The sequence below is a fragment of the [Limnothrix rosea] IAM M-220 genome, assembly GCF_001904615.1.
Lineage (GTDB): Bacteria > Cyanobacteriota > Cyanobacteriia > Cyanobacteriales > MRBY01 > MRBY01.
The window spans coordinates 58570-72579 of the sequence record NZ_MRBY01000006.1; the positions used below are offsets into that span (position 1 = coordinate 58570).

Annotated in this window: 14 protein-coding genes; 10 read left to right on the plus strand and 4 right to left on the minus strand. The window is 45.6% G+C overall.

Annotated features, from left to right (window positions below; genetic code table 11):
- The first annotated feature begins 98 nt into the window (after window positions 1–98).
- From NIES208_RS04070 to NIES208_RS04085, 4 genes are all read left to right on the plus strand, one after another.
- The gene (locus NIES208_RS04070) at window positions 99–1736 is read left to right on the plus strand and encodes an ABC transporter permease (protein WP_075889995.1); all 1638 of its coding nucleotides are present in this window, start codon (window positions 99–101) and stop codon (window positions 1734–1736) included.
- 89 nt (window positions 1737–1825) lie between these two features.
- On the plus strand, window positions 1826–3889 hold the full coding sequence (locus NIES208_RS04075) for a DNA phosphorothioation-associated putative methyltransferase (RefSeq protein ID WP_075889997.1): 2064 nt from the start codon (window positions 1826–1828) through the stop codon (window positions 3887–3889).
- Between the two features lie 63 nt (window positions 3890–3952).
- Window positions 3953–4258, plus strand: coding sequence for a nucleotidyltransferase family protein (locus NIES208_RS04080; RefSeq protein WP_075889999.1), 306 nt, complete (start codon window positions 3953–3955; stop codon window positions 4256–4258).
- Entirely contained in the window at window positions 4245–4595 is a 351-nt protein-coding gene (locus tag NIES208_RS04085) for a HepT-like ribonuclease domain-containing protein (RefSeq protein WP_075890001.1), read from the plus strand. Before NIES208_RS04080 ends, NIES208_RS04085 begins: the two co-directional genes overlap by 14 nt.
- Window positions 4596–4769: 174 nt before the next feature.
- Here NIES208_RS04085 and NIES208_RS04090 read toward each other — a convergent pair whose 3' ends face one another.
- The 3 genes from NIES208_RS04090 to NIES208_RS04100 all read right to left on the minus strand — a co-directional run bounded on the left by NIES208_RS04090 (window position 4770) and on the right by NIES208_RS04100 (window position 5786).
- Complete coding sequence (locus NIES208_RS04090; protein WP_075890003.1) at window positions 4770–5144, minus strand: putative toxin-antitoxin system toxin component, PIN family; 375 nt, start codon at window positions 5142–5144, stop codon at window positions 4770–4772.
- A complete protein-coding gene (vap15, locus tag NIES208_RS04095; RefSeq protein WP_075890005.1) occupies window positions 5137–5361 on the minus strand; it encodes a type II toxin-antitoxin system VapB15 family antitoxin in 225 nt (74 codons plus the stop codon). The genes NIES208_RS04090 and vap15 overlap by 8 nt, the downstream gene beginning before the upstream one ends.
- Window positions 5362–5426: 65 nt before the next feature.
- Window positions 5427–5786 (minus strand): hypothetical protein, encoded by a 360-nt coding sequence (locus NIES208_RS04100; protein WP_075890007.1) that lies wholly within the window; start codon window positions 5784–5786, stop codon window positions 5427–5429.
- A 43-nt stretch (window positions 5787–5829) separates the two neighbouring features.
- On the opposite strand from NIES208_RS04100, the gene NIES208_RS04105 reads away from it, so the two are divergent.
- On the plus strand, window positions 5830–6810 hold the full coding sequence (locus NIES208_RS04105) for an HNH endonuclease (protein ID WP_075890009.1): 981 nt from the start codon (window positions 5830–5832) through the stop codon (window positions 6808–6810).
- Here the strand turns inward: NIES208_RS04105 and NIES208_RS04110 are convergent.
- Window positions 6796–7029: a helix-turn-helix domain-containing protein gene (locus tag NIES208_RS04110; RefSeq protein WP_075890094.1), complete on the minus strand. Its 234-nt coding sequence runs from the start codon at window positions 7027–7029 to the stop codon at window positions 6796–6798. The genes NIES208_RS04105 and NIES208_RS04110 overlap by 15 nt on opposite strands.
- A 101-nt stretch (window positions 7030–7130) precedes the next feature.
- Here NIES208_RS04110 and NIES208_RS04115 point away from each other — a divergent pair, with 101 nt between their 5' ends.
- From NIES208_RS04115 to NIES208_RS04135, 5 genes are all read left to right on the plus strand, one after another.
- Window positions 7131–8105 carry a hypothetical protein gene (locus NIES208_RS04115; protein WP_075890011.1) on the plus strand — a complete coding sequence of 325 codons (975 nt, stop codon included), beginning with the start codon at window positions 7131–7133 and terminating at the stop codon, window positions 8103–8105.
- The gene (gene dndC, locus NIES208_RS04120; protein WP_075890013.1) at window positions 8102–9682 is read left to right on the plus strand and encodes a DNA phosphorothioation system sulfurtransferase DndC; all 1581 of its coding nucleotides are present in this window, start codon (window positions 8102–8104) and stop codon (window positions 9680–9682) included. The genes NIES208_RS04115 and dndC overlap by 4 nt, the downstream gene beginning before the upstream one ends.
- A gap of 30 nt (window positions 9683–9712) precedes the next feature.
- Window positions 9713–11704 (plus strand): DNA sulfur modification protein DndD, encoded by a 1992-nt coding sequence (dndD, locus tag NIES208_RS04125; RefSeq protein ID WP_075890015.1) that lies wholly within the window; start codon window positions 9713–9715, stop codon window positions 11702–11704.
- A gap of 9 nt (window positions 11705–11713) precedes the next feature.
- Window positions 11714–12094, plus strand: coding sequence for a DNA sulfur modification protein DndE (gene dndE / locus NIES208_RS04130; protein ID WP_075890017.1), 381 nt, complete (start codon window positions 11714–11716; stop codon window positions 12092–12094).
- Between the two features lie 182 nt (window positions 12095–12276).
- Complete coding sequence (locus NIES208_RS04135; RefSeq protein WP_075890019.1) at window positions 12277–14004, plus strand: succinate dehydrogenase/fumarate reductase flavoprotein subunit; 1728 nt, start codon at window positions 12277–12279, stop codon at window positions 14002–14004.
- Window positions 14005–14010 lie beyond the last annotated feature (6 nt).

Sequence of the window (14010 nt, forward strand, 5' to 3'; positions counted from 1 at the left end):
TTCAGCGTGCTAAAACGGCGATCGCCACCTGTAGCTATTGCGTGGAGAGAGGGCTTCATTTCACAATAGGATATTGAGAATTTTTCCGGTTAAACCTTTTGAAACGTCTACAGCTAAATTTCTGGACTCCTGTCACTCTGGCGATCGCCGCATTGATTGCGACCCCTATTTTATTTGTATTAAGCAGCGTCTTTACAGACTCAGGAGAAGTCTGGAGACACCTTGTGGAAACGGTTTTAGGGCGGTATATCCTAAATTCTTTGTGGTTGATGCTAGGCGTTGGCTTCGGCGTAACGGTTGTGGGGGTGACGGCGGCTTGGCTAGTGACCATGTGTCGCTTTTGGGGGAAAAGATTTTGGGAAGTGGTTCTACTTTTGCCCCTAGCAGCTCCGGCCTATTTGCTCGCCTATGTTTATACAGATTTGCTGGATTATTACGGTTGGGTGCAGCGAACCCTCCGGGACATTTTTGGGTGGTCATCGGCACAGGACTATTGGTTTCCGGCAGTGCGGTCTCTACCCGGCGCAATCATTATGTTAGTTTTGGTGCTTTACCCTTACGTTTATTTGTTAGCACGGGTTTCTTTTCTAGAACAATCTGCTACTACAGTCGAAGCGAGTCGAACCCTTGGATGCACTCCTTGGCAAAGTTTTTGGGCGATCGCCTTACCTTTAGCGCGTCCGGCAGTGACAGCAGGTTTAGCTTTAGCGTTAATGGAAACCCTCAATGATTTTGGGACAGTACAATTTTTTGGGGTCGAAACTTTTACGACGGGAATTTATCGGACATGGTTTGGCCTCGGTGAACCCCAAGCCGCAGCACAACTGGCAGCGACACTCATGATTTTTATTGCGGCTCTGCTCCTCCTCGAAAAGTGGTCGCGGCAACAGGCGAAATATTATCAAACCAGTAACAATTACTCTGCCCCAAATTTGTACCAACTCCCACGGTGGCGATCGCTCCTCGCTAATCTTTTTTGTTTTATCCCTGTTTTTTTTGGGTTTATTTTGCCGATTGGGGTACTGCTGGAAATGGCGTTTAATCGTCCCCAGTCAAGATTTAAGTTGCAGTTTGGGGAATTTGCCCAGCATAGTTTTGTCTTAGCCACTCTCACTGCATTCCTCGCTGTGGCGATCGCCATTATCCTCGCCTATGGTCAACGGCTCAACCAAAGTTTAGTGATACGCTTCGGTATTCGCGTCGCAGCTTTAGGCTATGCAATTCCCGGCTCAGTGATTGCAGTCGGTATCCTGATCCCCATCGGTAAACTCGATAATGCGATCGCCAACTTTTTTAAAGCACAATTTGATATTTCCACAGGGCTACTACTGAGCGGCACAGTCGTTGCCCTCATCTTTGCCTATCTCGTGCGTTTTCTGGCAGTGTCCTTTGGCGCAGTGGAAACCAGCCTCGGCAAAATCAAACCAACCCTCGACGACGCATCCCGCAGCCTTGGCTATTCCCCCATAAAAACCCTCATTCAAGTCCATACCCCCCTAATGTGGAGTGGTCTACTCACAGCCGCAATGCTCGTTTTTGTCGATGTCATGAAAGAGCTGCCAGCCACCCTCGTGATTCGCCCCTTTAATTTTGATACCCTCGCCGTAAAGGTTTACCAATATGCTTCCGATGAAAGACTTGTGGAGGCTTCTGTCCCTGCCCTTGCCATCTTGGGTGTCGGTTTAATTCCTGTGATTTTTCTCAGTTGGCAAATTTCCCACAGCCGCACTGAATAAATGATTTCAGTCACCTTTATAGTTCGGAATTCACCGATGATTTATTAGCTTATTATGAATGCATCATTTTGTAATTTTTTCTGCTATTTATGACTAAAGAGCTATTGAACATTAAAACGGTTTGTTCTCTTTGTCATAATCTTAGCTTTGGAAAAAAACTTCCACAGGCTTTATATATTCACATTTCTGCTTTAGGAAGATTACCAAAACTTTTGAAAGACTACGAGGCGATCACCCGTTCTCTGCTCCCCGATCAAACTTTCCCCATTGTCCTAATCAAGTTCAACACCAGCGAACCCAAAATTTCCTATCTCGATTACTCTGACTTTAACGAAGATCCTCACCCCGCTTTAAAACAGAGCATTCAAGTTAATTTAGAACTCTCCAGCCATCAATTGCGCCATTATGGTGAAAACCCGCCAATTTTGCATCGTAAAGAAACTTTCGTTTGTCCAGATTATCCCCACTATCAAACCTTTGCCGAACTGACTGAAGCAGAAGAAAAATTAGGTTTGCTCGCCGATTCTCGTAATATTGGGCATCGGCAACAGTGGGAAGAGAAACTCCAACATTTTCGAGTCAGAATTAAAGACCATCAACTGATCGAGATTAAAAACACTGAAGGTAAATCTCCCAAGATAGATCGCCACAAAGCTGCCATTATTCGCCGCCAGATGTCTCGTCCCGTGCGATCGCTGTTTGAGGCAAATTTAGTGCATGAGGGCATGAGCTTTTTTGACTATGGTTGTGGTCATGGTGAGGATCTCAAATTCGTTGCAGAAAAAGGGTTCACAGCTCAAGGTTGGGATCCGTTTTATCAACCCGATAATGAACTAATCGCAGCGGATATTGTGAATCTCGGCTATGTGATCAATGTGGTCGAGAAGCCAGTAGAACGGCGGGAAGCACTGGTTAATGCTTGGGGACTGACGCAAAAAATCTTGGTGGTTTCGGCACAGGTTTTGATCGCTGATGGGGGTTATGGTCAGGTTGCCTATGGTGATGGGGTGATTACCAGTCGCAATACTTTTCAGAAATATTATGACCAAGAAGAATTAAAACTCTATATCGATCAGGTGTTGGGAGTTGATGCAGTTCCGGTGGCTTTGGGCATTTACTTTGTGTTTCGGGATGAGTCCCAAGCGGAAACATTCCGGGCTTCTCGATTTCGCTCAAGGGCAACCACACCGAGAATTCGTCTGTCGATTAAACGGTTTGAGGATTATCAAGAACTGCTGCAACCCTTGATGAACTTTATTACGGAGCGGGGGCGATTACCAAAGAAAAATGAGTTGCCTGAAGAAGGAGATATTTGTGCTGAATTTAGAACTTTAACCCGTGCTTTTAAAGTCATTGAAGAGGCAACAGATGCAGCAGAATGGGAAAGCATTACGGAGCAAAGACGCTCTGATATTCAAATTTATTTGGCTTTGTCTAAGTTCGCAAAACGTCCGAAGTTCAGTCAGTTAAATGACACCTTAAAAACTGATATAAAAGTACTTTTTGGAACCTATAAACAGGCTTGTTTACTATCGGATATGATGCTGTTTAGTTTGGGAGATTTGCAGAATTTAGCGGATATTGCCCAACAGAGTGACATTGGGATTTGTTCCAGTAAAGCGTTATTAGTTCATATCAGTGCTCTTGAACAGCTTGATCCAATGTTGCGACTGTATGAAGGGTGTGCGAGTCGAACAGTGGGGCGATTAGAGAATGTAAGTTTGGTGCGGTTTTACCTCCGTGAGCCGAAGATTGCTTATATTTCCTGTGACAATTTTGATAAAGATCCTCACCCCCGTTGGCAAATGGCGATGCAGATTGGTTTGCAGAATCTGAAGGTGCGTTACAAGGAATATGATTCTGATTTTGCGCCTGTTGTCCAACGCAAGGATCGCCTTGTGGGTCAGGATTATTCCCTATACGAAAAGTTTGCGAAGTTATCCCAACAGGAAGAGGATTGGGGTTTGTTTGATGATTGGTCTGAGATTCAGCTCTGGTCGGGTTGGCAAAAGGTGCTCAGGGAAACTGGGGTTGAGTTTAATGGTTCTCGGTTGCAATGGCGTAAGGATGCTAATCCCTATCAACAAAAAATTGTGAAGTCGCGGATTCGTGCGAGACAACGGCAACGACAGAAGTATAAGAAGGGTAATTAGGCGATCGCCTTCCCCATAAATTCTCAGCTAGCATAACAATTAGATGATTTCACCTCAGAATTTGTGTACCTAACTCTGCCCATCACGATCAATCAAGAATCTCTAGAAGAATATTGTCTTCGCCATCACATTCAGCGACTAGCTGTATTTGGTTCTGCGTTGCGGGATGATTTTACGAAGGAGAGTGATTTGGATTTACTCGTCGAATTTCAAGATAGTCATACGCCGGGATGGGAAATTGTGACGATCGCCGATGAGCTAAGTACATTGTTTGGGCGCAGGGTAGATCTCAGAACATCAATGGATCTCAGCCGCTATTTTCGTCAAGAAGTCGAACAGGAGGCGATCGCCATTTATGAGCAAGATTGATGACCTGACGCGCTTGAAACACATCAGAGATGCTTCAGAACGCATTATCCAATTCACAGAAGGGCGCAGTCGCAGTGATTTAGATACGGATGAAATGCTTGCTTTAGCTTTGGTTCGGTTAGTTGAGATTATTGGTGAAGCGGCAAATCATATATCTCCAGATTGTCAGGGCAATTACTCTAATATTCCTTGGCGACAAATGATCGGGATGAGAAATCGATTAGTCCATGCTTATTTTGATGTGGATTTAGATATTCTTTGGGTTGTCGTTTCTCGGAATATCCCAACTGTATTGGGTCAAATCACGACAGTCCTTGCAATGCTGGAGAATCAATAAAGAAATAATCGCCTTTCTCAGAAATTTTGGAGATGCTGGAGGATGTCGGCTTTGGCGATCGCCACTATTGGTGATGTGCCAGTCTGCTTCTGAGCTAGCCAATGGATAAAGTCCTGTTTCTGGTTAAATTTTTCAGGGGGCGATCGTCGTCCGTTGGGTTGTCGGTGAGGTAACTTACAGATCGCGTTGCAAGGCTACAAACTGTTGGTAAGTGACAATTTTGGTCATTTCAATTTCTTTCAGAACAAGTAGATCTTGATCTCCTGTGATCAAAAAATCGGCTTTTGGATCTCGGCATAGCTTCACTTGTGATGTGGGTTCAATGATTTCGCTGATACTTTTTAGAAAACTCAAGAGGGTCTCAACATTGGCTTGAGAAAAGTATTTTTGGAGTTTGGGTCTCTGGGTAACGGCAGTAAGTTCTTCTAAAAGTGCGGCTGAGAAAATCGGGGTGTTCTCAGCTTGAATCAATAGGTCTTTGAGGGACTGTGAGTTTTTACCAATGAGAAAACTAATCCACAGGTTTGTGTCGATGATGACTCTAGCCATGATGGTAGTTGGTAGCACGCACGGCTTCAACTTCGGCGGTGATCTCTTCTAGGGTCAGTTCATCGGTTTGAAATGCAGCCATTAGGTTTTCGAGTTGCTGGGTGCGGCGTTCTGTTTCGAGTTCTTGTCTGATTTGTTCTTTTTCCGTGGCGGGTAGTTGGCGGACAAGGGAGAGAATTTGCTCGAAGGTGAGGGGCAATTGATAGAGGCTCTGCATTGTCTATCCTGCGGAAAGTTTTACTGCTTCCATCATAGGTGAGGGATTTGGAAGTTGTCTCTCATCTACCCTCTCAGAAATTTTGCAAGTGTTGAAAGATTTCGGCTTTGGCGATCGCCGCTATTGGTGATGTGCCAGTCTGCGCTGGGGCTACCGATGAGGGCGGCGGTGCTCTGCTGGGCTAACCAATGGATAAAGCCTTGTCTGTGGCGGAATTTTTTTAGGGGGCGATCAAAGGGGTTTGGCTTGTCTGTGATGTAGGGTTGCCCGCCGTAAAAGTGACAGTAATAATAGCAGTCTTCTTCTTTTAACCACGTCAACTCTACGCCGCAATAATCTCGATGATTCTGAGTAATGTCCCAGTATCGCTCTAAATATGCCGCCACTTTCTCTGCCAATTCATCGCCGATTTTTTCGTTATCCATCTTTTCGACTAGGTAAAATGGTCTTAGTGTGAAGCGTGTAAAAATGACCAAAGATGTAGCCTACTACCAGCAAAAGTTTAAAAAGCTACGGGTTGATCGTTCGCGGGGGACTGCACCCCATCAGCCCATCATGTTGTTGTCGGTGATTGAGCAAATTGAACAAAAGCACATCACGGTGAATCGCATCCATCCTAATGCCAGTTTAATCGCCACCTTCTCGAAATACTGGAGTTATCTGGCTGGGGAAAATCACCGCAATAGTATGCACTTGCCGTTTTTCTATCTAAAGAGTAGTAAGTTTTGGCATCTGAAGGTAAAGGCGGGTTTGGAAACGGTGATCAAGGGTTTTAAGCCAAAAAGTGTGAATACGCTAACGGCTTTGATTGATTATGCTTACCTCGATCCTGAGCTTTTCGCATTGCTACAAAGGACGGGCGATCGCCATGTTTTGATTATGACGTTGCTGGATGAGTGGTTCCCTAATAAACAGGAACAAATCCAAAGGTTATTTCAAAAGGATGCGTTTAAAGAGTTTCAGGATCGTTTGCGGGAGTCAGGCGGCAGGATTTATAAGATTGATGACAATGAAGTCAAAGATGAAAATATAAGCATTGTTCGAGATGAAGCATTTAAAAAGAATGTTGTTGCAAACTACAATTATCAATGCTGTTTTTGCGGCTTAAGAATTTTGGATCTGAAGGGTCAAAGAATTGTCGATGGGGCGCATATTAAACGTTTTTCAGAATTTCATGATGATCGTTTTGATAATGGCTTATCCCTCTGCAAAAATCATCACTGGGCTTTCGACCGAGGGTGGTTCACTCTTGACGATACATACCGCATTATTGTTAGTAATCACATTGACGAAATTTCTCCCAACAATAAAGGGATCAAGGACTTTGCAGGAGAAAAAATCACTTTGCCATATGAAAGAATTTACAACCCTAGAACTGACGCTTTAGAGTGGCATTTTGATAAAGTTTTTCAGAAAGGTAAACATCAAAGTCCGTCACTTTTTTATTAATTTCCCAAGGTATAAATCAATAAATTTTTGAGCAGCATCAGGATTGATTTTATTTAAAGCCTTAACTATCTCTGCAACGGTTTCGGCGGTGGGATCGATTTGCTCATGGAACCAGCGGAAAACTTTTGATCTACCAATACCCAAAACAGTCGCCAGCTTATTTTGACTAATCTGGTGCTCTTCAAGCGTCTGTCGTAAGGCTTTTCCTGCTCTTCCCATAGCCCCGATCTTGGCAGAGGAGCAGATCACCGTAAATGTTCCCTTTTTTGGGTACACTGCGCTATTATTGAGGCATGTCCCCATATATGGATACATGATTAATGAGCCTTGAGCAGCTTGAAAAATTATGCGTTATTTGTGGAAGTAAGCTTTCTCGCCATTTGCCCCACTATGGTCAGCGAAAAGTCTGCGGCAATCTTGAATGTACTCGTCAAAAAAATCTGGCTTTAGCGCGGTCAAATGATCGCAAGCGACGGAAGAGGCAAAGGCGGCAAGAGGCAACACAGGGTAAGGGATTGATTCCTTGTGCGGTGTGCGGCGAAAGATTTGAGCTTATTCAACATACGCACCTACGGCGGCATGATCTGACGATGGATGATTACAAGCGGCTATATCCCGATCATCCTTTGATGTCTAATGCCATGTTGGAAAAACGTGGTTTAGGTTCAATTAATCAATCGAGATATTTAACTTATGACGGCAAACCGATGGATGAAAAGTTTCATCATTTTATGGTTGGGGTCATGCTGGGTGATGGGTCTTTAGAAAAGCGTCCTAACAAGAAAAATGCAAGGTATGCAGAGGGCGGAAATAATCAGGCTTACTTGAGGTGGAAATATAATTTTTTACGTCAGTATTTGCCCTGTACTTTTACCGAAAAGCTTTCTGCTCCACATTCTAAAAGTGGTAAACGATATTTGGGATGGTGGATCAAAAGTGGTGTACATCCAGACCTAACTCAGATTCACAAGCTTTTTTATCCCAATGGCAAGAAACGGCTAAATCATATGTATTTAGCACGATACTTCAATGCTTTTTCGCTGGCTATCTGGGTTTGTGATGATGGGTATATTCAAGCAGATAGCTCACGATCTTTTCTACATACGCAATCTTTCAGTAAATCTGAAACTGAATGGCTTTCATCTCTATTACAAATTGATTTCAAACTAAAAAGCATAATTCTCTTTAACCAAAAGAATCAGCCTTTTATCCGTTTTTCTCGAAGTTCAACGACCCGTTTAAAAAAGATTATTGCTCAGTTTGAAATTCCGGGCATGGAGTACAAATATCAATGAGTATTCGCTCTTTACATTCGCTGTTTGAAGACATCGAAGGGTTGAAAAATGAGATTCAAGAACTTTACCAAAATGATGATGTACCTTGGCTTGTAGGCTGGTCTGGGGGAAAAGACAGCTCTTGTGTTTTGCAATTGGTTTGGGGGGCGATCGCCGAGTTGCCAGTAGAGCAAAGGCAGAAAAAGATCCATGTCATCACCACAGATACCAGAGTAGAAAACCCCATCGTTGCCGAGTGGGTGAAACTCTCCCAGAACCGCATGCGCCAAGCCGCAGCAGAACAACAAATGCCTATCGAACCCCACCTGCTGCAACCCATTGTCAAAGAAACCTTTTGGGTAAACCTGATCGGCAAAGGCTACCCAGCTCCCCGTAATAAATTTCGCTGGTGTACCGAACGCCTGAAGATTAATCCTGCTAACCGCTTCATCCGCGATACCGTCCGCGAACATGGCGAAACAATTTTAGTATTGGGAACCCGTAAAGCTGAAAGCGCCAAACGCGCCGCCACCATGGCAAAACACGCAGAAAAACGTGTACGCGATCGCCTGTCCCCCAATGCCAGCTTGCCCAACTCCTTGATCTATAGCCCCATTGAAGACTGGACAAACGACGAAGTCTGGATTTACCTCAACCAATACCCGAACCCATGGGGACATGACAACAGCGAACTATTTACCCTCTACCAAGGCGCAACCGCCGATAACGAATGCCCCCTCGTCATCGATACCAGTACCCCCAGTTGTGGCGACTCCCGCTTTGGCTGCTGGGTTTGCACCATGGTCGATCAAGACAAATCTATGACCGCCATGATCCTCAACGACGACGACAAAGCATGGATGGAACCCCTCCTCGATATCCGTAATGAACTCGACGTAAAAAACGATAAAGATCGCCGAGATTTCCGCAGAATTTGGGGCGGTGTACAAATCTTTGAGCGTAGACAAGACGACGGAACCACCAAACCAGCGCCTATTCCTGGCCCCTACACCAAACAATGGCGCGAACATTGGCTGAGACGAGTATTAAGTACCCAGACCGAACTCCGACGCACCGCCCCCGAACCCATGGGCAACATCACCCTGATCGACCTCGAAGAACTCCACGCGATCCGCAAAATTTGGCTCGAAGAAAAACATGAATTCGACGATAGCCTACCCCGCATCTACCAAGAAACTACTGGCGAACCCTTCCCCATCCCCGCCGGAGACAGTAGTCTGCTGGGTTCCGAAGAATGGGATCTTCTCACCGAGATTTGCCAAGACGACCCCATGCACCTCGAACTCATGGCAAGCCTCCTCGATACAGAGCGGCAATACCGCACCATGAGCAAACGTATTGGCATATTTGATGCTTTGGAAAAATGCTTTGATAGCAGTTCCCGCACAGAGGAAGAGGCGATCGCCCATGCCCAGCGCAGATATAAAGCCAAAAACTCCCTCAACGACCCCGAAGAACTCAAGCGAATCCTGCAAGAAAACGAACCTGACCAACTCGATCTAACCAGCGTTAAGCCTCAAGCAGAATCCACACCATCAAGCAGTTTTGCCGAAGCCAAATTTGGTAAACGCAAATAATACGCCACGGCGATCGCCTCTAGCCTTTTTATGATTTTCAAAACGCTCATTCTCGAAAATTTCGGCCCCTATAGCGGCAGACAAACCCTCGACCTCAGCCCCACCGAAACCAGCCCCATTATCCTCATTGGTGGCATGAACGGCGGCGGCAAAACGACCCTTATGGATTCCCTTCGACTGGTACTTTACGGACAACGCGCCCAATGTTCTAGCCGTGGTTCTATGGCCTATAGCGACTTTCTGGAACAGTGTATTAATCGCGCCAGTGCCGAGGGAGAAACCACTGCCGTCGAACTCATTTTTCGCCATTCCATCACCGGCGCACCCACCGAGTACCATATCCGCCGTAGTTGGCAAAACGTCCCTAAACCCAAAGAAAACCTCGAAATTTTTATCCGTAATATTGTCGAAGGCGAACCCATTTCCCTACCCGATCCCGCCCTTGCCAAAATGTGGGATGAACGCATCGAAGAACTTTTACCCCTCGGCATTTCAAACTTGTTTCTCTTTGACGGCGAACAAATTAAAGAACTAGCAGAACAGGACAACCCACCACCCGAAGTGGTCAATGCGATCCAATCTTTACTAGGCTTAGAACTGAGCGATCGCCTTTCTTTAGACCTTAAAATTTTAAAAGACCGTAAAGCAAAAGCCCTTGCCAACAAAACTGAATTACAGGACTTTGAAACCCTCGAAAAACGATTTGCCGAGCAGGATGATCAACGCAAAATCATCAAACAAAAACTGAGCGATTTGCAAAATAAAGTAGATGTCGCCAAAAAAAATGCCAGTGAATTATTAGATATTTTTAAAATGCGGGGTGGTGAAATCACCGCAGAGCGCACCAAACTCGAAACCGAAAAACAACAGCTCCAGCAAAAACTTGACAGCGATCGCCAAGCATTACGTACCCTTGCTGCCCAAGCTTTACCCCTCAGCCTAATTCAGCCCCTTTTAAACCGTGCCCAAACCCAAGCCCAAGCAGAATTAGAATCCCAGCAAGCAGAACTGACGAGCCAGATTTTAGGCGATCGCAACCAAAAACTTTTAGACTTTGCCAAGGCAAAAAAATTCCCCGCAGCAAAACTCAAACAACTTGAAAACTTCCTACAAATCGAATTAGAACAGATTCAAATCCAAGCCGATGTGGATATTCCAAAACTGGGTATTGATGCCGAAAGTTTAAGCTATTTAAAATTGATTGCAAGTCAACTTTTACCCGACCAAATTCACCGTGCTCAACAATTAAAAAAACAAATTCAAGATACATTACTCAATATCGATGCAGGCGATCGCCAACTTGCCGCTGCTGCCCCACCCGAAGAATTTGATCAACTCGCCCAACAGGTAGACGAAGCCAACCAAAAAGTGATCAAGTTACAAACTGAGTATCAAACCACTGAACAAGAACTAGCCCAGCTCACGGCCATCGTCGAAGACACCAAACAAAAGCTCAGTCAGTACGGCAAAAAAATTTTTGAGCGGCAGAACAATGAACATACGATACAGGCAATTGACCGCGTCCAAACCACCCTAAAAACATTTCGTCAACAACTCAAAATTCGCAAAATAGATCACCTTGAATCCGCCGTTACCGAATGCTTTCGTTATCTCATCCGTAAAGCCGATTTCGTAGGACGTATCACCATTGATATCGAAACCTTTGCCCTCCACCTCTATGATGCCCAAGGTCAGCCTCTACCTAAAAATCGTTTATCCGCTGGGGAAAAACAACTGCTCGCAACCGCTCTGTTATGGGGTCTGGCTCGCGTGTCCGGTCGTAATTTACCCGTCGCTATCGATACCCCCTTAGGACGTTTAGATTCTTCCCATCGTAAAAATCTTTTAGAACGATATTTCCCGACAGCAAGCCACCAAGTACTATTGCTTTCCACTGATACCGAAATTGGACAAAAAGAAGCAAAACAATTGGGAGATAGTGGGGCGATCGCCAGTGAATATCTCCTCGAATACGACATCTCCACCTGCCAAACCACTATCAAATCCGGCTATTTCTGGTAAACAAAAAATATGGAAACTCCTATCCAACGCATTCAACTCTCTCAGACCGCAAAAGATCAACTGATTAAACTTAAGCGCGTCACCAAAATCGATCAGTGGAATATTTTGTGTCGCTGGGCGCTGTGCCGTTCCCTCGCCGAAGATCATCCACCTGCTGATGTGCCCATTCCCACCGATAGCAATGTTGAAATGACTTGGCATACCTTCGGGGGTGACATGGCAGATGTCCTTTTACTTGCCCTCACTCAATGGTGCATCGAACAAAATCTCTCTACTGAAAAAGAGGCGATCGCCCACCAGTTGCGTTTGCATATTCATCGTGGCATTGGGTATTTAGCGGGAGATCCAAACCTCAAAAGCGTCGAAAAGTTAATATCAATATCAACGTAGGAAGGAATAATAGCGCTCTCCTAAATTCCATGGGTGTCATAGTCAAATTACGAGAAGTTTTATAAAAAATATGACAAGCAAATACAAAATATGACAGGCAAATACAAAATATGACAGGCGATCGCCGATCGCCCAGTCTTTGCAACAACAATAGAGTTAATCTCTCCGAAATCTAAGAGCCGATGTTGCAGCACGACGTAATTATTGTTGGCGGTGGACTTGCGGGTTGCCGCGCCGCCCTAGAAATCAAGCGCACAGATCCGAATATTGATGTGGGTCTCATCGCCAAAACCCACCCCATTCGTTCCCACTCCGTTGCAGCTCAGGGGGGCATTGCGGCCAGCCTCAAAAATGTTGACCCCGCAGATAGCTGGGAAGCCCATGCCTTCGACACAGTCAAGGGTTCGGACTATTTAGCCGATCAAGATGCGGTAGAGATTTTAACGAAAGAAGCGCCAGAGGTGATTATTGACCTTGAACATATGGGGGTGCTTTTTTCCCGCCTTGAAGATGGCAAAATTGCCCAGCGTGCCTTTGGGGGACATTCCCATAAACGCACTTGCTATGCCGCAGACAAAACGGGTCATGCGATTCTCCATGAACTGGTCATGAACCTCCGCCGCAATGGGGTCAAAATTTACGACGAATGGTACGTCATGAACCTCATTTTTGAGGACAATCAGGCTAAAGGTCTGGTCATGCTCCACATTGAAACGGGCAAGCTGGAAGTCGTTCTCGCTAAGGCGGTGATGTTTGCGACGGGCGGCTATGGTCGGGTATTTAATACGACTTCCAATGATTTTGCGTCTACGGGTGACGGTCTCGCGATGACAGCGGCGGTGGGTTTACCGCTAGAAGATATGGAGTTTGTGCAATTCCATCCGACGGGATTGTTTCCCGTGGGTGTACTGATTTCTGAGGCGGTACGGGGGGAAGGGGCTTATCTACGCAATAGTGACGGCGATCGCTTTATGGAGAAGTATGCGCCGAAGCAAATGGAGCTTGCCCCACGGGATATTACCTCACGAGCCATTACCTTAGAAATTCGGGCAGGTCGCGGCATCCATAAAGATGGCAGTGCCGGCGGCAATTTTGTCCATCTGGATCTGACTCATATGGGCAAAGAAAAAATTATGAGTAAAGTGCCGTTTTGTTGGGAAGAGGCGGAGCGATTGGTGGGGATTGATGCGGTGGTGGAACCGATGCCCGTGCGTCCCACTGCTCACTATTCCATGGGCGGCATCCCGGTGAATACGGATGGTCGGGTGCGCAAAAATGGTACCGAGCTAACCGAGGGATTCTTTGCGGCGGGAGAATGTGCCTGTGTGTCGGTGCATGGTGCGAATCGTTTGGGTAGTAATTCTTTGCTTGAATGTATTGTCTATGGTCGTCGCGTTGGTAGCAAAATTGCGGAATATGTCGGCGATCGCCCGCTCCCGGCGATTAACGAAACCCAATACTTACAAGCCGCCCAAGAACGCATCCAAAAACTCATGGAGCAAACTGGCACAACCAGAATTAGCGACCTAAGACAAAGATTTCAAGACACCATGAGCGAGCATTGCGGCGTATTTCGTACCGATGAAATTATGTCCGAAGGAATTCAAGAAATTCAATCTTTAACAGCAGAATATAATGATGTTTTTCTTGATGATAAGTCTACCCACTGGAATACAGAACTGATCGAAGCGATGGAGTTGCAAAGTATCCTCAAGGTTGGAGAAGCGATTCTTACGTCTGCCTACAAACGCCAAGAAAGTCGTGGTGCCCATTCGCGGGAAGATTTCCCCACACGCGATGATGAAAAGTACTTAGGTCATACCCTCAGTTTTTGCTCGGACGATGGTGTCACCATTGAATATATGCCTGTGGTGATTGATCGTTTTGAACCAAAGGAACGGAAATATTAAGCCCAA